The sequence below is a fragment of the Qipengyuania algicida genome (genome assembly GCF_009828025.1).
GTDB lineage: Bacteria > Pseudomonadota > Alphaproteobacteria > Sphingomonadales > Sphingomonadaceae > Qipengyuania > Qipengyuania algicida.
Map to the genome: position 1 here is coordinate 208,320 of NZ_WTYA01000005.1, position 20,685 is coordinate 229,004.

Genomic DNA, 20,685 nt, shown 5'->3' on the forward strand with positions numbered 1-20,685 from the left:
GATGACTCCGCTGCGACACCTCCCGTGAGATACGCTCTGGTCCTGTTGGCCAGCATGGCGCTGGGCAGTTGCGGCGCGCCGGCGCGGGAAAATCTGCCGCAGGTGCAGATCGTGAAGAACTGGCCGCAGATCGCACAAGGTGCTGGTTTTGGCGAGGTCAGCGCGGTGGCGGTCGGGCCGGGCAACCGGGTCTATGTTCTCCACCGCCCCGGTCGTCCATGGAAAGAGCCTTTCCCGACCACGCCGATTGCTGAGCCTACGGTGGCGGTGTTCGACGGGGCGAGCGGCAAATTGCTCGACCAGTGGGGCGCGGGGCAGATGGTGATGCCGCATGGCCTGTCGATCGGTCCGCAGGGTAATGTCTGGATCACCGACGCGGGGCGCGAACAGGTGCTGCGCTTCACGCCACAGGGCAAGCTTACTCTCACCATCGGCACACGCGGTGTGACGGGCGACGATGCCAGTCATTTTGGCCGCCCGACCGATGTCGCATTCCTTGGCGATCATGTGCTGGTCAGCGACGGCTATCTCAACGGCAGGGTGGCCGAATACGATTTGGATGGTCGGTTCATCGGGCAATTCGGCAGCAAGGGGCACGATCCTGGCCAGTTCTCGGTTCCCCATGCGATTGCCGTCACTGGCGACCGCATCCTCGTCGCCGATCGCGAGAACGGACGGATCGAGGCGTTCGACCGTCATGGCAAGCTGGCGGCGGATTGGACAGAACCGGGCAGGGGGCACCCCTATGCGGTGAAGCCCATGCCCAATGGCGAGTGGCTGAGCCTCGAGGGGCGCGATGATCACGACCGGCAGGGAATCGTGCTGCGGCTCTATAGCAAGGACGGCCAGCTCGAGCGCAGCTTTGCCGTGGCGTCGGTGCCGGGCGACAAGAGTCGGGGCCACGATCTGGCGGTCGGGCCGGACGGGGCGATCTATATTGCCGACGTGACCGGCGAACGGGTGGTCAAGCTGGCCCCCGGCAGTCTAAAGGCGCGCTGATGGAAACCAGAGCCGGAGATCCGGGCGCTTTTGCCCAATTCGACCTGTCGCGTGTCGACAGCCCTGCCTTCGTCATCGATGCGGCAAAACTGCGCGCCAATCTGCAAATGCTCGCCGACATTCGCGATGCTGCCGACATCAAGGTGCTGGCGGCATTGAAGGCGTTTTCCATGTGGTCGGTCGCGCCGATTATCGGCGAATATCTCGACGGGGTATGCACCAGCGGCCTGTGGGAAGCGCGGCTGGCGAGCGAGTTCTACGACGGCGAGATCGCGACCTATTCCGCCGCCTACAAGCCGGAGGATCTGGAAGAGATCTGCCGCCTGTCGGACCATGTGATCTTCAACTCGCCCGCGCAGATCGGGCGCGCGCGGCTGATCCTCGAAGCGGCGCGGTTGAGTGCGGGGGACTTCGACATCGGGCTCAGGCTCAATCCGCAGGTGCCGACCGGAGAGGTGCCACGCTACGATCCCTCCAGCCCCGGCTCGCGCCTGGGCTTCCCGATCGACCAGCTGACCGAAGAGCATATGGAGGGTGTCGAGGGCATCCACTTCCACAATCTGTGCGAACAGGACCTCGAGCCGCTGAAGGCAACCTGGGACCGCGTGTTCGACGCGATCGAGCCGTGGTTCGGACAGTTGAAGTGGATCAACATGGGCGGAGGCCACCACATCACCCGCGCCGATTACCAGCGTGAGGAGCTGATCGAATTCCTGCGCGATGCCAGGGAGGATACCGGCGCGGAAATCTATCTCGAACCGGGTGAGGCAGTGGCGCTCGATGCGGGCATCCTCGTCGGCACCGTGCTCGACACCGGCTGGAACGGGATGCCGGTCGCGGTCACCGATGTGTCCGCTACCTGCCACATGCCCGATGTGATCGAGGCGCCTTATCGTCCGGCGATGCTGGGCGAGGGCGGCGAAGGCGAAGCGATCCGGCTGGGCGGTCCGTCATGTCTGGCAGGTGATGTGATTGGCGATTACAATTTGCCCGTCGCGGCCGAGCCCGGCGCACGTTTCGCCTTCCTCGACCAGGCGCATTACTCGATGGTCAAGACCACCACTTTCAACGGCGTGCCTTTGCCCTCGATCTGGCTGTGGGACAGCGAAACCGACGCGCTCGAACAGGTCAAACGCTTTGAATACGAGGACTTTCGCGACCGGTTGAGTTGAGTTGCACTTCCGCTCAGGCCGCGCGACGTTTCTTGGGGAAGATCGTGGCAAAGGACATGTCGCCGCTCTCGTAGCACAGGCGGTCGCGTCCAGCGGCCTTGGCACGATAGAGCGCTGCGTCTGCCGCACGAAATGCCTGACGCATTCCCTGCTGTCCGACCATCGCCAGCCCCGCACTTGCGGTAATGCGCCGATCAACTTGCGGGACAGCGCTGCGTGCCGCTGCGGTAATTTTCTGGCGCACGGTATTGAGGATGATGGCTGCACTGTCGATGGACGGTCCGGTCAAGGCGACCGCGAATTCTTCGCCGCCCAGCCGCCATGCCCGTAGAGCCTGATTGTCTGCCACGCATTCGCCAAGCACCCGTCCGACAGCGCGCAGGACTTCGTCCCCGGTGTCATGGCCCCAGCCATCGTTGATCGGCTTGAAACGGTCGAGATCGACAATCGCCAGTATATCCGACCGACGCCACTTGCGCGCGTCGAAATCGCGCCGGTTGTAGAGGCCTGTCAGCGCGTCGGTAAGTGCCTCGTCCTCCATCTCTCGGGCACGATCATGGGCGAGATCGCGTTCGCGCCGCACAGCTTCAGCCTGAAGGGCGATGGCCCCGGCCATGATCAGCGCCTGTGCGGCCAGCGCGATGAAGAACAGAGAATCGATCCATGAGGGAAGGTAATACAGTCCAGCGCCGCGAAGGACTCGCTCAATTCCAAGGGTAAGGGGCGCTGCCCAAGCCAGAATGAAACCGCCGACGTTGCGACTGCGCCGCATCGTGGCGACTGCAATACCGTAAATCAGGACGAAAATGCCAGGCAGGAACAGCAGGTGATATGTGACCCGCGCGTTGAAATCGACCAGCAGCGAAAGCGGCAGGCAAATCGAGCCGAGGGCTGCGAGTGCAGCGGTGGCCAGCATCGCTCTCTTCTCAATGCGGCAGAAGATGCGCCGTTCGAAGAAGGAGCTCATGATCGGCCCCAGCATCGCCACGGCAAGCGACAACGAAGCATAGCTGAGCGCCGCGCGATCCCACAAGGTCAGAGAGGGGAAGGCAAGGAAGACGAGTGAACTGGACGATGCGGTATAGACTGCAACCAGGGCACTGAAAGCGCCGTGCAGGGCAACGGTGCGATTGTCTGATGCTATGCCCATGAAAGCGCTGAAAATTGCGATCGTCCCAAGAACCGCCATCGCAAGGGCATAAAGCACGCTGTGGGACACCTTTTCCTGATGCGCTTGATCGGCGGTCTTGAACGCCAGTTCGGTCGCGGGAGGCGAACTGGGAGTTCCGTCGAAAGCAAGATAGAGAGCAGAAAGTTTGTCGCCTCGGACCGCAACTGGAACGGCAAGGCCGTTGCCGGGCATCCACAGCCGCGACAAGGCAGCACCGGCAAAGACCTGTTGGTGCAGGATCCCATGGTGATCGCGACCGACCACGCGCACTCTTTCCAGAGGGCCAGACACGGTTTCGATGACGAAATTCCCGTCAGGCGCACCATCGATATCGAGTTTCTGCCAGCTATGGCCTGTTATCGCCTGATGATACTGCGGACGACAATTCCATTGCTTGCTCGAAAACGCCTGGCTGAAGGTTAACGGCAGATCGGTCGACAGGAGACAAGAATTTCGGAAAAGGCTGTCCGCCTTGGCGGATGTCGGCGCGTAGACTAACGCCAGCAAGGCGACGATGATCGCCAGAAATGTCGCGTGGACCCGCCTCATCACGCGCAATTATCAGCAGAAAGTTGCCAACGATTTAAGTTCGTTGCCGATTGTGCGACTTATGCGACAATTCGCGCATCGGGCACGGCTCGCCGCACTTGGCAGGGCAGGCGGGAACGCGTGATTTTCCTTGCAGTTGAAGGAGCAATGTCTATATGCGCCCCTCCGCTGCCCCATGGGGACTTCCTAACCGCAAGGCAGCCTTAAACCACTACACCGTTCGGAGGTCCCTTGAGTTGTCCAGCTACCCCGATGCAAGGTCTGTAGTCCGCGCCCTCAAGCCGGACGAACCTATCATCCTCAATCGCCCGCATGCCGCGGCGCGCGCTGCCCGTTTCTTCCAGAAGAATTTTCCGGGCAAGTCGCTTTATGCGGTCAAGGCCAACCCCTCGGCCGAGCTGATCGAGCTGCTGTGGGCGAACGGAATCACCCATTACGATGTCGCCTCGATCGCCGAGGTGCGGCTGGTTCGGCGGCTCCTGTCCGAAGCGGAGCTGTGCTTCATGCATCCGGTGAAGGCGCCGGGCGCGATCCGCGAAGCCTATTTCGATCATGGCGTGCGCACGTTCAGCCTCGATTCGAGCGAGGAACTGGCCAAGATCGTTGCGGCGACGACCAGCGAAAATGGCGAACCTGCGCGAAATTTGCGCCTGCTGGTGCGCCTGCGCGTCTCGAGTGAATATTCCGAGCTGTCGCTGGCCAGTAAGTTCGGGTGCGATCTGACCGAAGCACCTGCGTTGTTGCAGGAATGCCGCCAATGGGCGGACTGGCTCGGCGTGTGTTTCCACGTCGGCAGCCAGGCGATGACGCCGTTTGCCTATGTCCAGGCGCTCGAACGCGCGCGCGCCGCGATTGCCGAGGCATCGGTGGTGGTCGACGTGGTCGATGTTGGTGGAGGTTTCCCCAGCGTCTATCCGGGCATGGAACCGCCGCCGCTGGAGGATTACTTCACCATCATCCATCGCCAGTTCGAAGCGCTGCCGATCGCATACAATGCGGAACTTTGGTGCGAGCCGGGGCGTGCGCTTTGCGCGGAATACAGCTCGCTGGTCGTGCGGGTGGAAAAGCGGCGCGGTGACGAGCTGTTCATCAATGACGGTTCTTACGGCGCGCTGTTCGACGCCGCCCATGTCGCGTGGAAATTCCCGGTCGTTGCGCTGGAGGACGACCTGATCAAGCCGTTGCAGGACTTCGCCTTTTACGGGCCTACCTGCGACGATGCGGATTTCATGGAAGGGCCTTTTGCGCTTCCCGAGGATATCCAGGCGGGCGATTATATCGAGATCGGGATGCTCGGCGCTTACGGCGCAGCGATGAAGACGGACTTCAATGGCTTCGGCGCGACCCGGAGCGTTGTCGTTGAGGATGAGCCGATGGCCAGCCTTTACGACGGCAGCCGGGTGCGTCCTGCCGCGGACAACGTCGTCAGCCTTCGCTAAACATCCTCTCGCGCGAAATGCCGCTGCGTTGGGATTGCGCGCCGGTCTTGAGAGAAGAATAGGAGGAGGCACGTGAGGGCAGCGCCGCGCGCGCATTGCTCACAGCCAGCAAGGCCACGAAGGAGCCTGTGGCGGTCATCATGATATTGGGCATTGCAGGGTCCGATAGTCTGGTTGCGACTGAACGGTCGCAGGCGCGGTCTCCGGTGCCAGAAGTGGATTTTCAGCCTTAATTTCGATCTAACGAACATGGTTAACGCGGCGTGATGTTCCATGCTTGCGACGAGTCTGCTCTCACCGACCTTCGCCGGCCGACAAACTCACGTAGCACCGAGTTTCAGTAGTGCAATGAACCGGCTTGAATGACCCGAAATCGAAAAGTCGGCCGGATGCTGCAAGAGCTCCCGGCCGACGATTTTAAGCGAAACGATCTGATCAGGCGAAGGTCAGTTGGGCGCGATTACGCACAACCTTTGCCCCGCGCTTGCGCATGGCAAAGCCGACGGCGCCGAAGCCCAGGATCAGCAGAGCCCAAGTCGCCGGTTCGGGAACGGCAGCCGTGGGGGCAGTATATGTGATATTGCCGCCATAGGTCGCCGCCGTATTCGCGCTGCCCTGAACCGTGAGGGTGTAAGTTCCCATCATGGTGTTGAGCAGGATATTGCCGGTCTCGACCAAGCCAGTAGGGGTGAGCGAGAAGTCGTACTCAGTACCGCTCGTATCGGTCAGGAAAATCCGCGAAAAGTCGATGTCGCCGCTGATTGCGCCGGTCATCATATTGGTGGTCGCGGAATTGGTGATCGAACTGCCAGTGGTTCCTGTCTGCGGAAGGGTGAAGGTGGCCGAGTCAGAAAACGATCCGGCACTGGTGCTGCCAGCAACAATCCAGTTGCAGACCGAATCTGCGGTGGTGCAGGTCGTCGGTGACGGGATCAGCGTCAGTGCCGCACTGGCAGGTGCTGCCAGCGACACAGCAGCAGCTGCCCCCGCTACAAAAAGCGCGTGTTTGATCATGAAATAGGCCTTTCTGAAATATACGGATTTTCGGTGCGACCGACCGCATTTCCGTACCCGGCCCAGAAGTCCTCCGCAGGGCCAAATACTTGCGACCAATCTGCATCAAAGCAGTCCCAACACGCCCATGGACGCAATGAGAGTACCTAAATGCTGGGTGAAATGTTCTGTTCTTGGGAACGCCACCGCATGTCCCGAAGCAAATATGCTTAACGAATGGTTAGGTTCCGGAAATAATTACACATACGCAATGCGTTCCACAGTGGGACATTTTTGTCGTAGTGGCACGGCTGGGTCGGCAGTCGCTACGGGGTGCTATGCGCCGTCGGTGCGAGGGGCGATTTTGATTTGATCGATTTTCGCTTTAAATTTCAGCGTGAATGGCAGGGCGGTAAAGCCGCAGGCTTCGTTCAATCCGCAAACCCCACGAAGCGCGCGACATCGTCGATCTTTCGGCGGTCGCTGACGACCGCATTGGCCGGAAAGTCTTCGTCCGGCCAGCCCATTGCCACGCATATCATGATGACCTGATCGTCCGGGATCTGCGCATGTTCACGCACGACAGGGCTTTGCATTATGCCCTGGCTGTTGATGACGCAGCCGAGGCCGCGCGACCAGGCCGCATTGACCAGTGCGTTGGTTACCGCGCCGCAATCGAACGGCGCGATGTCGCTACCCAGCAATTCCCGGTCATAAGTCACCACGATCGAAACCGGCGCGTCGAACTGGCGAAATCCACGCAGAACCCAGTCTTGCCGCCCGTCCTTGTCCTCCCGTGCGATCCCCATGGCGCCGAACAATTGCTTGGCGACAGCGATCTGGCGTTCACGATGGGACGGAGGCTGCGTGTCGTGTCGACGGAACTCTCGGCTGTCGGGCTTGCCGGCGAGGATGCCCTCGGTGTTGCCTTTGCGGATGGCGGCAAGCGCGTCACCCGCAACTACGGTGAAGTTCCAGCACTGATTGTTGTAGGATGAGGGCGCCCGGGTCGCGAGCGCGATGACTTCCTCGATCAGCGCACGGGGCACTGGACGATCGGAAAAGCCGCGGATGGAGCGACGGCCCAGAACCACCTCGTCATAGGAACGGAGTTGGGATTCGGGGCTTGTGACGTCTTCCATTAGGTCGTGCCTCTCTCGCATATCACGAGTTTGGAACTGGCGGATGACCAGACCAGGGTCAATGCGGTCATAGAGTGCAGACGCAAAAAAGGGGCTCGAAAACCCCCTTTAAGCTCCGAAGGAGATCGAAGTTCAGGCGAACTTCAGCGTTGCGCGGGTGGTACCCGCCTTGGCGCTGCGGCGACGCATCGAGAAGCCGATCGCACCGAAGCCGAGGATCATCAGGGCCCAGGTGGCGGGTTCCGGAACGGCGCTCAGGGTAACGGACGCAGTGTAACCGTTGCCGTCCGATCCGCTGGTGCCTTGCACGTGCAGTTCGTAGCTGCCTGCGAGTGCACCACCGGTGGGCAGCAGAAATGCCTGCGAGGGATTGCCGTTATTAATCGTGAAATTGTAGACGGTGCTGTCCGGGCCAGCGCCTGGGCCAACCAGCCATGCGCTCGTGAAATCGACGTTGCCAGCGATGCTGATTTCGCCAACCTGAGATGCGACAGTGCCGTTGTTCGGGAAGGTCAGGGTAAAGTAGTCATCGAAAGCGCCCATATTCGCGGGTGCGAAAATGCCGCCGGTGCAGGTTTTAGCACAGTCGCCAGAAGTAAAGTTGATGTTGCCGACAAAGTCAGCTGCTTGCGCTGGTGCCGTAGCGGCCAAGCCAGCTGCGACGATAGCGGCCAGAGTGAGATTCTTGAACATGTTAGTTTCCCTCAATTGATTGCCACAGGCGACCTATTGCGAATTCACGAACCTACACAGAAAGGAGCCCAACTGCTCGTCCGTTAGCTTCGACCTAAACGCTTCTTAATGATTCGGAAAGACATCTAAGTGGCAAAAGTTCCTGAAATGAAACGACTGTGTCATAGTGATACACAGCTAAGCGCGTTTCATTAACTTTGGATTGGCGGAAACCTTAATCACCAAATGCTGGGCGCAAAACCATGCGCCGACAGGGCTCATGCAGCGCGCAAAAGCGCCAGATCGAGCCGGTCCCAGATCTCCACGAGGGCATCGGCGAGTTCGTGCATCATTGCCTCGTCATGCGCGGGGCCAGGCGTAAAGCGCAGCCTTTCGGTGCCGCGCGGAACTGTGGGAAAGTTTATCGGCTGGACGTAAATCCCGTATTCGGCGAGTAGGATATCGCTGATCTTCTTCGCACGCACCGGATCTCCTACCATCACCGGCACGATGTGGGTGGTGGTGTCCATCACCGGAATGCCCTTTTCGGTGAGGATCGCCTTGAGCGTAGCGGCTGCTGCCTGTTGCGCGTCGCGCTCCTCGCTGGAGGATTTCAGGTGGCGGACCGATGCCAGCACGCCCGCGACAAGGACCGGGCTGAGCGAGGTGGTGAAGATGAAACCGGGCGCGTAGGAGCGGATGCAGTCGATGATCCGCGTATCGGCGGCGATATAGCCTCCCATAACGCCAAACGCCTTGCCCAGCGTCCCTTCGATGATGTCGATCCGGTGCGCGGCCTCGTCGCGCTCCGAAATACCGCCGCCGCGCGCGCCGTACATCCCGACCGCATGGACCTCGTCGATATAGGTCAGCGCATTGTATTTCTCGGCCAGGTCGCAGATCGCGTGGATCGGTGCGACATCGCCGTCCATCGAATAGACGCTCTCGAACGCGATCACCTTGGGAGTCGCTTCTTCCTCGGCAGCGAGCAGTGTTTCGAGGTGCTCGAGATCGTTGTGCCGGAAGACGCGCTTCTCGCAGCCCGAATTGCGGATGCCCGCGATCATGCTGGCGTGATTGAGTTCGTCGGAAAAGATCACGCAACCGGGCAGAAGCTTGGCCAGCGTGGCCAGCGTCGCCTCGTTCGAGACGTAGCCGCTGGTGAAGAGCAGCGCGCCTTCCTTGCCGTGGAGATCGGCAAGCTCCGCTTCGAGATCGACGTGGTAATGCGTGTTGCCGCCGATATTGCGCGTGCCGCCGGAGCCTGCGCCGACATCATGCAGCGCCTCTTCCATCGCTTCGATCACCTTGGGGTGTTGTCCCATCGCGAGGTAATCGTTCGAACACCAGACCGTCACCGGCTTGGGGCCATTGTGTCCGGCAAAGCAGCGCGCGTTGGGGAATGCACCTTTGTTGCGCAGGATATCGATGAACACGCGATAGCGACCTTCCGCGTGCAAGCGGTCGATAGCCTGGTCGAAAATCTGATTGTAATTCATTGGCTGAAGCGCCTCACATAGCCACAGCGCCGGTTCCCCATCCCGGCAGGGTGGCAAGCCATGTAGTGTCTCAGGATCAATTTCGCCACAGCGATCTTTGCGAGCGATTCGCAAGTAAACTCAGAAGCGTTCGAGGCTTGTGAGATCGCGCGCGCCAAGCGCGGGGCGCAGGCGCTCCCAGTCGTCCAGCGATCCGGTGGTGATCGCGCGATCGGCTTCGTGCCGCGCGAAAGCCTGTCCTTCGGTCAAGACAGCGATCCGCCGTGCAATTCCCGCCGATCCATCGACCAGCGCCACGTCATTGCCCATCACTGCGCGGATTTCGTCGGCGAGCAGCGGGAAGTGAGTGCAGGCAAGAACCAGCGTATCGATCGCCTCGGCATGAGGCTGGGCGAGAAGTCCTTCGAGTTCCTGCTCGACCGCGACGGGATCGATCTGCTGCCCGCGCAGCTTGTCTTCGGCGAGTGCGACCAGCCCGTTGGCACCATGGCGCAGCAGGTGCCTGCCCGAAGCAAACTCATTCTCGAGTCGGTCGACATAGCCCTGTCGAACGGTGGCTTGCGTGCCGAGTAGGCCGATGACGCCGCTCCTCGTCATCGCGGCGGCAGGCTTGATCGCCGGGACGGTGCCGACGATCGGCGTTTCTAGAACGTCGCGCACCATGGCGAGTGCTATCGTGCTGGCGGTGTTGCAGGCGATGCAGATCAGGCGCGGTTGCCAGCGTTCGGCCATCCGACCCAGCAGGCCGCAAACGCGCGCGGCAACCTCCGCCTCGCTCTTCGTGCCATAGGGCAGGCCTGCGATGTCCGCGGCATAGATCACCGGCGCTTGCGGCAGGGCCTTACGCAGCTCGTCGAGCACGGTCAGACCGCCGACACCCGAATCGAACAACAGTATGGGAGCGCTTGCGTCCACTATGGAGATAGTGCCTTTCACATTGGCTTTGCCGGCCTTACGCTGACCGATATGGCAGGCTTGCGGTTTCGACAAATTTGTCATGCCACGATAGGGGGTCGCGAATGATTGTGCACACACTTCTGGCTGCCGCAGTGGGCTATCTGCTCGGTTCGATTCCTTTCGGTCTGCTTTTGACCCGCGCGGCGGGGCTCGGCGATGTGCGCAGTATCGGGAGCGGCAATATCGGCGCGACCAATGTGCTGCGCACCGGCAACAAGAAACTTGCCGCCGCGACGCTGTTGCTCGATCTGCTCAAGGGGTTGTTTGCGGTACTACTGGTGCGCTGGCTGTTCGTGCATCCTGACATTTTGCCCCAAGCCGCGTGGGGGCCTGTTCCGGTGGGCGCGCTGGCCGCGGTGCTGGGGCACTGTTTTCCCGTCTGGCTGGGCTTCAAGGGGGGCAAGGGCGTGGCCACCAATGCCGGGGTCAGCTTCGGGCTCGGCTGGCCGCTGGGGCTGGCCTATGCACTGGTGTGGCTGGCGGTGCTCGGCCTGTCGCGGATCAGCTCGCTCGCCGGGATGAGCGCGGTCTGCGCCGCCGCGATAGCCGCCGCCTTGCTCGGCTATGTCGCCTATGTCCCGGTGCTGGCGCTGATCGCAGTGCTGGTGCTGTGGCTCCACCGCGCCAATCTGAAACGTCTTGCCGATGGGACCGAACCGAAAGTCGGATCGAAGAAATAGTGCACGGGTCCGCGCCAGCGCTGTCGCAGCAGGAGGCGTTTGCGCGCATTCGGCTGCTGCGTTCGCCGCGCATCGGCCCGATCAGCTATGCCCAGCTGTTGGCGCGCTTCGGGACGGCTGTCGCGGCGCTGGAGGCTCTGCCCGACCTCGGCAAGCGCGGCGGGAGCGAATACCGCGCTGCACCTGTCGCGCAGATCGAGCGCGAAGTGGAGGACGTCCGCCGGGCGGGCGCGAAATATCTGTTCCACGACCAGCCCGATTATCCCGCGCTACTCGCCGAAATCGACGGTGCGCCGCCGATCCTGACTTGGCGGGGCGATCTGGCGCTGGCGGCAAAGCCCTGCGTCGCGATGGTCGGCGCGCGCAACGCCAGCGCGGCGGCGTTGAAGCTGGCGCGCGAATTTGCCAGCGCGCTCGCCGGGGCGGGGTTTACGGTGGTGTCGGGCCTTGCGCGCTGGATCGACGGGGCGGCGCATGAGGGCGCTCTGCCCGCGACCATCGGCGTGATCGCGAGCGGGATCGACATCGCATATCCCCCGCAACATGCCGCTTTGCAGGACCGGATCGCGGGCGAGGGGCTGCTGCTGGCCGAACAGCCCCCTGGCACCGAACCGCGCGGAAGCCATTTTCCTAGCCGCAACCGCATTATCGCCGGGCTCGCGGCAGGAACGCTGGTGGTCGAGGCCGCTCCGAAGTCCGGCAGCCTCATCACCGCACGGCTGGCGGGCGAGGCAGGGCGCGAGGTCATGGCGATCCCCGGCAGCCCGCTCGACGCGCGCAGCCACGGGTGCAACCACCTCATCCGCGAAGGCGCGATGCTGGTGCAGACGCCGAAGGATGTGGTGGAACTGCTGAGCGGTTTCGACGGTCCGCGAGGTGGCGAGTGGCTTCGACTATGCCCCGGAAGATTTGGCCGAGGCCGAGCCCGCCGACCTCGCCAGCCTGCTCACCAGCGCCCCGGTGGGCGTCGACGAACTGATCCGCCAGTCGGGCGACAGCGCGGCTTCGCTGCAACTGGCGCTGTTGGAGCTGGAGATCGCAGGGCGGCTGGAGCGGCATGCTGGGGGGCGGGTGAGTTTGGTTTAAGGACAACTACATGAAAGCCGATGCTTCGTCAGTTGCAAATCACGGCTTACATCGTCCCAAAGCGATTGCTTCGATTGAATTTTACGATAAGCTCTATCGCTGATGGCATCAAATCAATCTGGTCAGCAATATAGCTTTGAAAGACCAGGTAAATTGTGGGTTGGCGCTTGCGCATCATTACTGCTGCTTTCTTCAGTGCTTGGATGGTTTGAAAATACAACCCTCCTCACGCCACATGCTGATGAATTTTTTGTTATATTTGGTTTATTATCTGGATTTATTTCAATTTTTGGAATAATTGTATTATTTAATTCTACCGATTCATGGCCCTACGCGAATAGTATTGGGTTTTCGATTGCTGGAGCATTTTTGAGTTTCATAATAATTATGACTTTTATAGCTAGTTTATTCGATTTTGCCGAAGGAATGGTGCAATTCCCAGCCGATAAAACGCAAACTTTCAAGGCTTTGATTCCCATAGTCAGTGCTAGTCATACTCAACTATCAAAAAGTGTCAGTTGGACTATAAAACCAGCCCAATTCCCGGTAGACATTCAGATCACGCGAAAAGACTGGGAATTTATGGTCGCACGACAAAAGACGTTAGGTATTAGAAATAATTCTAACATCATGGAAATAGACGGTTATTTCTGCGCCAATGCAATTATGCAGAAATCTTCAAATTTGCTTAGAATTGTCTATGGTGGAACGTATTATCCTTGGAGTATGGATTTTATCTTACCATCCGGGTCCATCGTGGTTTGTCCGTCTGAGGCCACTGGTAAGCCATACCTGAAGCTGCAATGAGAAAATTAGGTTGCTGGTGGCATTCTGACTCTTGCTTAATCAAACTGCCTTGACGACTTTCGCAGCCCGCCCTCATCCTCGCGCGTACACATACGCGTAGGGAAGACTTTTACACACAATGCAACTCGTCATCGTAGAATCGCCGGCCAAGGCGAAGACAATCGAGAAATATCTCGGTAAGGACTTCAAGGTTCTCGCCAGCTACGGCCATGTCCGCGACCTGCCGCCCAAGGATGGCAGCGTGCGCCCGGACGAGGATTTCGCGATGGACTGGGAACTCTATCGCGACAAGCAGAGCCGTTTCAAGGAAATCGCCGACAGCGCCAAGAAGGCCAACCGCCTGATCCTCGCGACCGACCCCGACCGCGAGGGGGAGGCGATTTCGTGGCACGTGCGCGAACTGCTGGGCAAGCGCAAGGCGCTGCCCAAGGACGTCGAGCGCGTCACTTTCAACGCCATCACCAAGCAGGCGGTGACCGAGGCGATGAAATCCCCGCGCGAGCTCGACCAGCCGCTGATCGATGCCTATCTCGCCCGCCGCGCGCTCGACTATCTCTACGGCTTCACCCTCTCGCCGGTGCTGTGGCGGCGCTTGCCCGGTGCAAAGAGCGCGGGCCGCGTGCAATCGGTGGCGCTGCGGCTGATCGTCGACCGCGAGCGTGAGATCGAAGCCTTCCGCGCGGACGAATACTGGTCGGTCATCGCCCATCTGTCGCACGACGGCACCGATTTCGACGCGCGGCTGGTCAAGTACGACGGCAAGAAGCTCGACAAGCTCACCCTCGGCGACGAGAGCAGCGCCATGGCCGCCAAGGCTACGGTGGAGCAGGGCCGTTTCACCGTCGAGGACGTCGAGACCAAGCCGGTCAAGCGCAACCCGGCCCCGCCGTTCACCACCTCGACCCTGCAACAGGAGGCCGCGCGCAAGCTGGGCTTTTCCGCCAGCCACACGATGCGCTGTGCGCAATCGCTCTACGAGGCGGGCGCGATCACCTATATGCGGACCGACGGCGTGCAGATGGACCCGGGCGCGATCAATGCCGCGCGCGATGCGATTGCCGCGCGCTATTCCGCCGATTACGTTCCTGACAAGCCGCGCTTCTATGCGACCAAGGCGAAGAACGCGCAGGAAGCGCATGAGGCGATCCGCCCGACCGATTTTGGCAAGGACCGCGCCGGTTCAGGCGATGAAGGCAAGCTCTACGACCTCATCTTCAAGCGCGCGATGGCGAGCCAGATGGCGACCGCACAGCTCGAACGCACCAGCGTCACCCTGCGCGACCCGACCGGGCGGCACGAATTGCGCGCCACCGGACAGGTGGTGAAATTCCCCGGCTTCCTGGCGGTCTATCAGGAAGGTTTCGACGATAGCGAGGATGACGAGGACGGCCTGCTGCCGCTGATGCGCAAGGGCGATGCGCCTGCACGGCGCGGAGTCGATGCCAACCAGCATTTCACCCAGCCGCCGCCGCGCTTTTCCGAAGCATCGCTCGTCAAGCGGCTGGAGGAGCTGGGCATCGGGCGCCCGTCAACCTACGCCTCCACCATTCAGACGCTGCGCGACCGCGCCTATGTCCGTATGGAAAAGAACCGCTTCTTCGCGGAGGAAAGCGGGCGCCTTTTGACCGCCTTCCTCGAACGGTTCTTCGACCGCTACGTCGCCTATGATTTCACCGCCGGGATGGAGGACGAGCTCGACGTCGTGTCCGACGGGCGCGAGGACTGGAAGAAACTGCTCGAACAGTTCTGGCGCGACTTCAAACCCAAGACCGAAGAGGTGATGGAGAAGAAGCCTTCGGAAGTGACCGAGGCGCTCGACGATTTCCTCTCCGACTTCCTCTTCCCCGAGCGCGCCGATGGCCACGATCCGCGCTGGTGCCCAATGTGTGCCGAGCAGGGGCGTGAGGGCGGTCGCCTGGCGCTGCGCGGGGGTCGTTATGGCGCTTTCGTCGCCTGCGCGAACTACCCGGAATGCAAATACACCCGCCGCTTTGCCCAGCCGGGCGCGGATGGCGAGGTCGAGGAAAACACCGTGCTGGGCGAAGACCCGGAAACCGGCCTGCCGGTCGAGCGCAAGACGGGTCGCTTCGGGCCTTACGTGCAACTGGGCGAGGGCAAGGAGGCCAAGCGCGCCAGCATCCCCAAGGATCTCGACGACTTCGATCTGGAATGGGCGTTGAAGCTGCTCAGCCTGCCGCGCATTGTCGGTACCCATCCCGAGACGGGTCAGGAAATCGAGGCGAATATAGGGCGTTACGGCCCATATCTTCGCCATGATGGCAAATACGGGAAGCTCACCAGCACGCAGGACGTGTTCGAGGTGGGCATGAACGCCGCCGTCACGATCCTCGCCGAAGCGGCCAATCGCGGCGGACGCGGGCGGGCCAAGGCCGAACCGATCAAGACCTTGGGCGCGCACCCCACCAGCGGGGGTGAGATCAAGGTGATGCCGGGCCGCTATGGCCCCTATGTCACCGACGGCACCACCAATGCGACCATCCCCAAGGATGTGAAGCCCGAGGACGTGACCGAAGCGCAGGCGATCGAACTGATCGACGCCCGGGCCGCCAAGGGGCCGGCGAAGAAGAAAGCCAAGAAGAAGGCTCCGGCGAAGAAGAAAGCGCCAGCGAAGAAGAAGCCAGCGGCGAAGAAAGCCAAGGCTGACTGACGGGACCGAAATGAGAGGAGCGGCGTTGAGCGCCTATGCTGCGAAATGCCGATGCCGACTCGCCGGGTAATACGCCCGGAACCTCAGTAGTGAGGGCGAACGACACCGATGGCTTGCCCATGCCGCGCCGTGTGTGGGCGATCATTGCGATCAGTTTCGGCTCGGCGCTGTTCGTGCTCGATGGCTCGGTCGCCAATGTCGCGCTGCCGACCATAGCTCGCGAGCTGGGAGTTACCGATGGCGCGGCGACAAATGTCGTTACGGTCTATCAGCTGGTGCTGGTCATGGCGTTGCTGCCGTTTGCCAGTATGGGTGACCGGATCGGCCAGCGCACGCTCTATCAAGCGGGGCAATGGATTTTCCTCGTCGCCTCGGCGCTGACGCTGTTCGTCGGCGATTTCGGCTGGCTGCTGGTGGCGCGCACCGGACAGGCGATTGGCGCGGGCATGGCGCTGAGCGTCTCGGCGGCGATCCTACGCGATATCTATCCGGCCAAGAGTCTGGGCAGTGGCCTTGGTATTAACAGTGTGATCGTGGCGAGTTCGGGCGCGCTGGCGCCGACGCTCGGCGGGTTTCTGGTCCAGCATCTGAGCTGGCAATGGGTTTTCGTTGCCGGGGCTCCGATGGCGGCGCTGTCGCTGCTGGTCGGACGCAGCCTGCCCGATCCGGTGCCGCACCGCGAGCGCAATCCCGAATGGATCAGTGGTATCTGGAGCGCTGTGTCCATGTTGCTGCTGATCGGCGGACTGCAATGGGCCACGCATGGCGCGGTACGCTGGCCGGGCTATGTGGCGGTGGTGGCGGGGGTAGTGTCCACCGTGCTGCTGGTCCTGCGCGAGCGGAGGCGACAGAACCCGGTGGTGCCGGTCGATCTGATCGCCCAGCCGGTGCTGGGTTTCTCCGCGCTCGCCGCGATTGCCGCCTTCATGGCCAGCGCCGCGCTGATGATCACGCTGCCCTTCGTGTTCCAGCAGAGCTATCATTACCAGCCGAGCGAAGTCGGCTTGCTGCTGTTGCCCTATCCGTTGACGATGCTGTTCGTATCGCCCTTTGCAGGCTGGCTGTCCGACCGGGTCGATGCGACCAAGCTGGGGGTGACGGGCATGGTGATCGCCATCATCGGCCTGACCTTGCTCGCATTGATGCGAAGCGATCCGGGGCCTTTCGGCATCTGCTGGCGGCTGGGGCTGACCGCCCTCGGCTTCGGGCTGTTCTTTTCGCCCAATTCGCGCCTCATCATCAGCCGCGCACCCAAGGATCGCTCTGCGGCGGCGGGCGGGCTGCTGTCGACAGCGCGCATGGTCGGGCGCACGCTGGGCGCGGTGATGGTCGGGATGCTGCTGGCGGGCGGTATGGGCATGGGGCCGCTGCCGATGGCACTGTCCGCCGGGCTGGCAGTGCTGGCCGCGCTGTGCAGCATGGTGCGGTTCAGGGCGGTGCACAAAGCGGACGCGCCGGGCTAAGACCCACCGCATGTTACAAGATCAAGGAATTTAACGATGGCGAAGGAGCATTTCGAGCGGCACAAGCAGCCGTGGAAGGCGGATGAGGCAGGCCAGCTGCGCACGCTGGCGGCCAAGGGCAAGGGCCTGAAGGAAATCGCCAAGGCGATTGGCCGGAGCGAGGAATCGACCAAGGATTTCGCCAAGAAGAACAAGATCGAGATCGTCAAGAAGCGGTAAGGGCGTGGCGCGAGTCACGCCGGGCTGGGAGTGACGGCTTTGGAGAATTCTGATCTGAAACCTGCCTGTCGGCAAACGACACCATTTCGGACATCCGAGGGCCGGGGGTGACTGCGGGTTACGTGCCTGTTAGGTGAGACTGCTAATGGCGATCGGAAGTCGATCAGCCTTCAGGAGAGTATGCGTGCTTTTTCATACCATGGTCGGATCGAACGACATTGAGCGATCCAAGCGCTTCTACGACACGGTGCTCGGCACCTTGGGTGCAGGCGAAGGGACGCGGAACATCGCCGACAGCGGCCATACCCGTCTGATCTACAATAACGGCAACGGAACCAACTTCATTGTCAGCCAGCCGATCAACGACGAACCGGCAAGCGTCGCCAACGGCAGCACAGTCGCCTTTTCCTGCGACTCGCCCGAACAGGTGAAGCAGCTTCACGATACCGCCGTTGCCGCTGGCGGAACCTCGATCGAAGCTCCACCCGGACCGCGCGAAACTGCCTCCATGGGCACCATCGAACTGGCATATTTTCGTGATCCCGACGGCAACAAACTGTGCGGAATTCATTTTCCTGCCTGATCCGTCCGGCACGGGTCTGCTTCTAAAACTAGCGGACTTCGATTATGCGATCCGGCGAATGTCCGCTAACCCCAACAGACCAGCCATTCGACCACTTACAAAAAATATCCCGATAGCTGCCGTTCATTTGGCCTTAGGTCTGTCCAACCTCGTCCAATGTCTCACCGCACCCACTCCAGCCCGATCTCGTCCCAGACTTCGCGGCTTTCGGCCCAGTTTTCCTCCACCTTGACGTGCAGGAACAGGTGGACTTTCACGCCCAGTAGCTCGGTCAGTTCCTTGCGCGCCGCTTCGCCGATCGCCTTGATCCGGCTGCCGCCTTTGCCCAGCACGATGGCGCGCTGGTTGTCGCGGGTGACGAGGATCTGCTGGTGGATTTCCAGACTGCCGTCGGGGCGGTGCTTGTAGAGTTCGGGCCGCACCGCGCTGTCATAGGGCAGTTCCTCGTGCAGCTGGTTGTAGAGCTGTTCGCGGGTGATTTCGGTGGCGAGCAGGCGCTCGCTGGCGTCCGACACCTGATCTTCGGGATACATCCACTCCGCCTGCGGCATCATCTTGGCGAGCGATGCCTTCATTTCCGGGACGCCATCGCCGGACAGCGCGGAGATGAAGAAGATCTCGGAGAAATCGACCTTGCCCGACAGTTCCTGCGCCAGTGCGAGCAGCGGTTCCTTCTTGGCGACATCGACCTTGTTGAGCGCGAGCAGCTTGCGCTCGGGCCGCTGGGCGAGCGCTTCGAGCAGCGGTTCCAGCTCGTGCCGGCGTTGCTTGACCGGATCGACCAGCAGCACCACCGCATCGGCGGCTTCCGCGCCTTCCCAGGCGGCTGAAACCATCGCCCGGTCGAGCTTGCGTTTGGGCGCGAAGATGCCCGGCGTGTCGACCAGGATCATCTGGGTGGAGCCATCCAGTGCGATGCCCAGCATCCGCGCGCGCGTGGTTTGCGCCTTGGGCGAGGTGATCGCGACCTTTTGCCCCACCAGCTGATTGACCAGCGTCGATTTGCCCGCATTGGGGGCACCGATCACGGCCACCAGGCCGCAGCGTGTTTGCGTGTTTTCGCTCATCCGAATTTGCTCATAAATACTTTGGCCGCTTCCTTCTCGGCTTCCTGTTTGCTTGAGGCGGTAGCCTCGGCCTCGCCGACCTTGTGGACCCGCACCCGCACGGTGAACCGCGCGGCGTGGTCCGGCCCGGAACGGTCGACCACTTCATATTCCGGCGGCTTGCGTTGGTTGCCCGCCGCCCATTCCTGCAACGCGCTCTTGGGGTGTTTGGCGAGGCCTGCTCCGCTTTCGAGGGCCGGACGCCACAGCTCGCGGATCAGGTCGCGCGTCGCGGCGAAGCCATTGGCGAGGAAATGGGCACCGAGCAGCGATTCCATCACATCGCCGAGGATATTGTCGCTGTCCCTGCCACCGTCTGACAGCGCCTGTTTCGAAATCCGGATATGATCCGCAAGGCCGATCCCGCGCGCGATTGTGGCGCACATCGCCCGGCTGACCATGGCGTTCAATCGCTGCGAGAGCTGCCCTTCGGCGGCATCGCTGTGCGAAAACAGCCAATCGGCGATAGCGAGACCCAATACGCGGTCGCCGAGGAATTCGAGACGCTCGTAATTGGCCGTTTCGCCCATGCTGCCGTGAGTCAGCGCGGCAACCCACATGGTCTCGTCCGGCAACCCTTGAGGCGCGATAAACCCGGTGACACTCAGCCATCGCTTCGTCGCGTCCGACAGGTCGGTCACAGATTTTCACCGATATGCGACCAGCGCGCAGCGGAAAACCATGTCCATGGTTTGAACCAGCTCGCCGAACCGTCGGTCGACCAAAGCACCTTGCTGGCGCGCCCCACAAGCAGGCTCGTTGGCACCATGCCTACACCGCCACCGGGCGCGGCAGGGAAGCGGCTGTCGGCTGAATTGTCGCGGTTGTCGCCCAGCACGAAGATATGTCCCGCGGGCACCTTCACCGGGCCGAAATCGTCCTGTGGCGTGTAGCCGAAATCGAGCGTGTCGTAACTGCGGCCCGAGGGCAGGGTCTCGCGATAGCGCATGTAACGGCAGACCTGCTGGCCATCGGGCAGTGTCTCGTCCTTCGCGCCCCACGCACATTGGGTGTTGGGCGACACGGGAATCAGGAAATCGCCGATCCGCTTGCGCGGCAGTGGCTGCCCGTTGAGGATAATCTGGCCGCCGCGCAGTGCGATGATATCGCCCGGCAGGCCGATGGCGCGCTTGATATAATCGGTCTGATCGACAGGATGTTCGAAGATGACCACATCACCGCGCTTGGGATCATGCGCAAAGATGCGGCCGGGGATCAGCGGTGCATCATGCGGCAGCGAATGGCGCGAATAGCCATAGGGCCACTTCGCCGCGACGAGATAATCGCCGTTTTCGAGCAGCGGCAGCATGCTTTCCGAAGGAATGGTGAAAGGGGCAAAGACGAAGCTGCGGAAGGCGAGCACGGCCACCACCACAAGAGCGAGAAAACGGAAGAAGCTGCCCCAGCTCTCGGTCTTCTCGCCGGGTATTCGGCCAAGCTCCGCCGATTGCAAGGGTTGTGGATCGCTCATGCGGTTTGT

Annotated in this window: 19 protein-coding genes and 1 pseudogene; 10 read left to right on the forward strand and 10 right to left on the reverse strand. The window is 61.5% G+C overall.

The window, feature by feature from the left end:
• The first annotated feature begins 24 nt into the window (after nt 1–24).
• The gene (locus GRI58_RS08310) at nt 25–999 is read left to right on the forward strand and encodes an NHL repeat-containing protein (protein WP_160753099.1); all 975 of its coding nucleotides are present in this window, start codon (nt 25–27) and stop codon (nt 997–999) included.
• Nucleotides 999–2,171, forward strand: coding sequence for a carboxynorspermidine decarboxylase (locus GRI58_RS08315; RefSeq protein ID WP_160753100.1), 1,173 nt, complete (start codon nt 999–1,001; stop codon nt 2,169–2,171). Before GRI58_RS08310 ends, GRI58_RS08315 begins: the two co-directional genes overlap by 1 nt.
• Before the next feature lie 13 nt (nt 2,172–2,184).
• Here the strand turns inward: GRI58_RS08315 and GRI58_RS08320 are convergent, their stop codons facing one another.
• The gene (locus tag GRI58_RS08320; RefSeq protein WP_160753101.1) at nt 2,185–3,891 is read right to left on the reverse strand and encodes a sensor domain-containing diguanylate cyclase; all 1,707 of its coding nucleotides are present in this window, start codon (nt 3,889–3,891) and stop codon (nt 2,185–2,187) included.
• A 236-nt stretch (nt 3,892–4,127) separates the two neighbouring features.
• On the opposite strand from GRI58_RS08320, the gene GRI58_RS08325 reads away from it, so the two are divergent.
• Nucleotides 4,128–5,330, forward strand: a complete 1,203-nt coding sequence (locus GRI58_RS08325) for a type III PLP-dependent enzyme domain-containing protein (protein ID WP_160753102.1) — start codon at nt 4,128–4,130, stop codon at nt 5,328–5,330.
• Here the strand turns inward: GRI58_RS08325 and GRI58_RS08330 are convergent.
• From GRI58_RS08330 to murI, 6 genes are all read right to left on the reverse strand, one after another.
• Nucleotides 5,317–5,472 (reverse strand): hypothetical protein, encoded by a 156-nt coding sequence (locus GRI58_RS08330; RefSeq protein ID WP_160753103.1) that lies wholly within the window; start codon nt 5,470–5,472, stop codon nt 5,317–5,319. The genes GRI58_RS08325 and GRI58_RS08330 overlap by 14 nt on opposite strands.
• Nucleotides 5,473–5,765: 293 nt before the next feature.
• A complete protein-coding gene (locus GRI58_RS08335; RefSeq protein ID WP_160753104.1) occupies nt 5,766–6,344 on the reverse strand; it encodes an FxDxF family PEP-CTERM protein in 579 nt (192 codons plus the stop codon).
• 410 nt (nt 6,345–6,754) lie between these two features.
• Nucleotides 6,755–7,465: a nitroreductase gene (locus tag GRI58_RS08340; RefSeq protein ID WP_160753105.1), complete on the reverse strand. Its 711-nt coding sequence runs from the start codon at nt 7,463–7,465 to the stop codon at nt 6,755–6,757.
• A gap of 132 nt (nt 7,466–7,597) precedes the next feature.
• Nucleotides 7,598–8,158 carry an FxDxF family PEP-CTERM protein gene (locus GRI58_RS08345; protein WP_160753106.1) on the reverse strand — a complete coding sequence of 187 codons (561 nt, stop codon included), beginning with the start codon at nt 8,156–8,158 and terminating at the stop codon, nt 7,598–7,600.
• A gap of 257 nt (nt 8,159–8,415) precedes the next feature.
• Nucleotides 8,416–9,636, reverse strand: coding sequence for a 5-aminolevulinate synthase (gene hemA, locus GRI58_RS08350; protein WP_160753107.1), 1,221 nt, complete (start codon nt 9,634–9,636; stop codon nt 8,416–8,418).
• A gap of 120 nt (nt 9,637–9,756) precedes the next feature.
• Complete coding sequence (gene murI / locus GRI58_RS08355; protein WP_337190933.1) at nt 9,757–10,551, reverse strand: glutamate racemase; 795 nt, start codon at nt 10,549–10,551, stop codon at nt 9,757–9,759.
• A 104-nt stretch (nt 10,552–10,655) separates the two neighbouring features.
• Between murI and plsY the strand changes: the two genes are divergently transcribed.
• From plsY to GRI58_RS08390, 7 genes and pseudogenes are all read left to right on the forward strand, one after another.
• Nucleotides 10,656–11,273: a glycerol-3-phosphate 1-O-acyltransferase PlsY gene (plsY, locus tag GRI58_RS08360; protein ID WP_160753109.1), complete on the forward strand. Its 618-nt coding sequence runs from the start codon at nt 10,656–10,658 to the stop codon at nt 11,271–11,273.
• Nucleotides 11,270–12,359, forward strand: a pseudogene (gene dprA / locus GRI58_RS08365) (DNA-processing protein DprA). Before plsY ends, dprA begins: the two are co-directional and overlap by 4 nt.
• Before the next feature lie 102 nt (nt 12,360–12,461).
• Complete coding sequence (locus tag GRI58_RS08370; protein WP_160753110.1) at nt 12,462–13,166, forward strand: hypothetical protein; 705 nt, start codon at nt 12,462–12,464, stop codon at nt 13,164–13,166.
• Nucleotides 13,167–13,284: 118 nt separating this feature from the next.
• The gene (topA, locus tag GRI58_RS08375; protein ID WP_160753111.1) at nt 13,285–15,834 is read left to right on the forward strand and encodes a type I DNA topoisomerase; all 2,550 of its coding nucleotides are present in this window, start codon (nt 13,285–13,287) and stop codon (nt 15,832–15,834) included.
• Nucleotides 15,835–15,869: 35 nt separating this feature from the next.
• Complete coding sequence (locus tag GRI58_RS08380) at nt 15,870–17,297, forward strand: MFS transporter (protein ID WP_160753112.1); 1,428 nt, start codon at nt 15,870–15,872, stop codon at nt 17,295–17,297.
• 36 nt (nt 17,298–17,333) lie between these two features.
• Nucleotides 17,334–17,516 (forward strand): hypothetical protein, encoded by a 183-nt coding sequence (locus tag GRI58_RS08385; RefSeq protein ID WP_160753113.1) that lies wholly within the window; start codon nt 17,334–17,336, stop codon nt 17,514–17,516.
• A 184-nt stretch (nt 17,517–17,700) separates the two neighbouring features.
• Complete coding sequence (locus GRI58_RS08390; RefSeq protein WP_056422467.1) at nt 17,701–18,099, forward strand: VOC family protein; 399 nt, start codon at nt 17,701–17,703, stop codon at nt 18,097–18,099.
• A gap of 161 nt (nt 18,100–18,260) precedes the next feature.
• On the opposite strand, the gene era is transcribed toward GRI58_RS08390, so the two are convergent.
• The 3 genes from era to lepB are packed head-to-tail and all read right to left on the reverse strand — an operon-like array spanning nt 18,261 to nt 20,676.
• A complete protein-coding gene (era, locus tag GRI58_RS08395) occupies nt 18,261–19,166 on the reverse strand; it encodes a GTPase Era (RefSeq protein WP_160753114.1) in 906 nt (301 codons plus the stop codon).
• Complete coding sequence (rnc, locus tag GRI58_RS08400; protein WP_419957035.1) at nt 19,163–19,846, reverse strand: ribonuclease III; 684 nt, start codon at nt 19,844–19,846, stop codon at nt 19,163–19,165. Before rnc ends, era begins: the two co-directional genes overlap by 4 nt.
• On the reverse strand, nt 19,843–20,676 hold the full coding sequence (gene lepB / locus GRI58_RS08405) for a signal peptidase I (RefSeq protein WP_160753115.1): 834 nt from the start codon (nt 20,674–20,676) through the stop codon (nt 19,843–19,845). Before lepB ends, rnc begins: the two co-directional genes overlap by 4 nt.
• Nucleotides 20,677–20,685 lie beyond the last annotated feature (9 nt).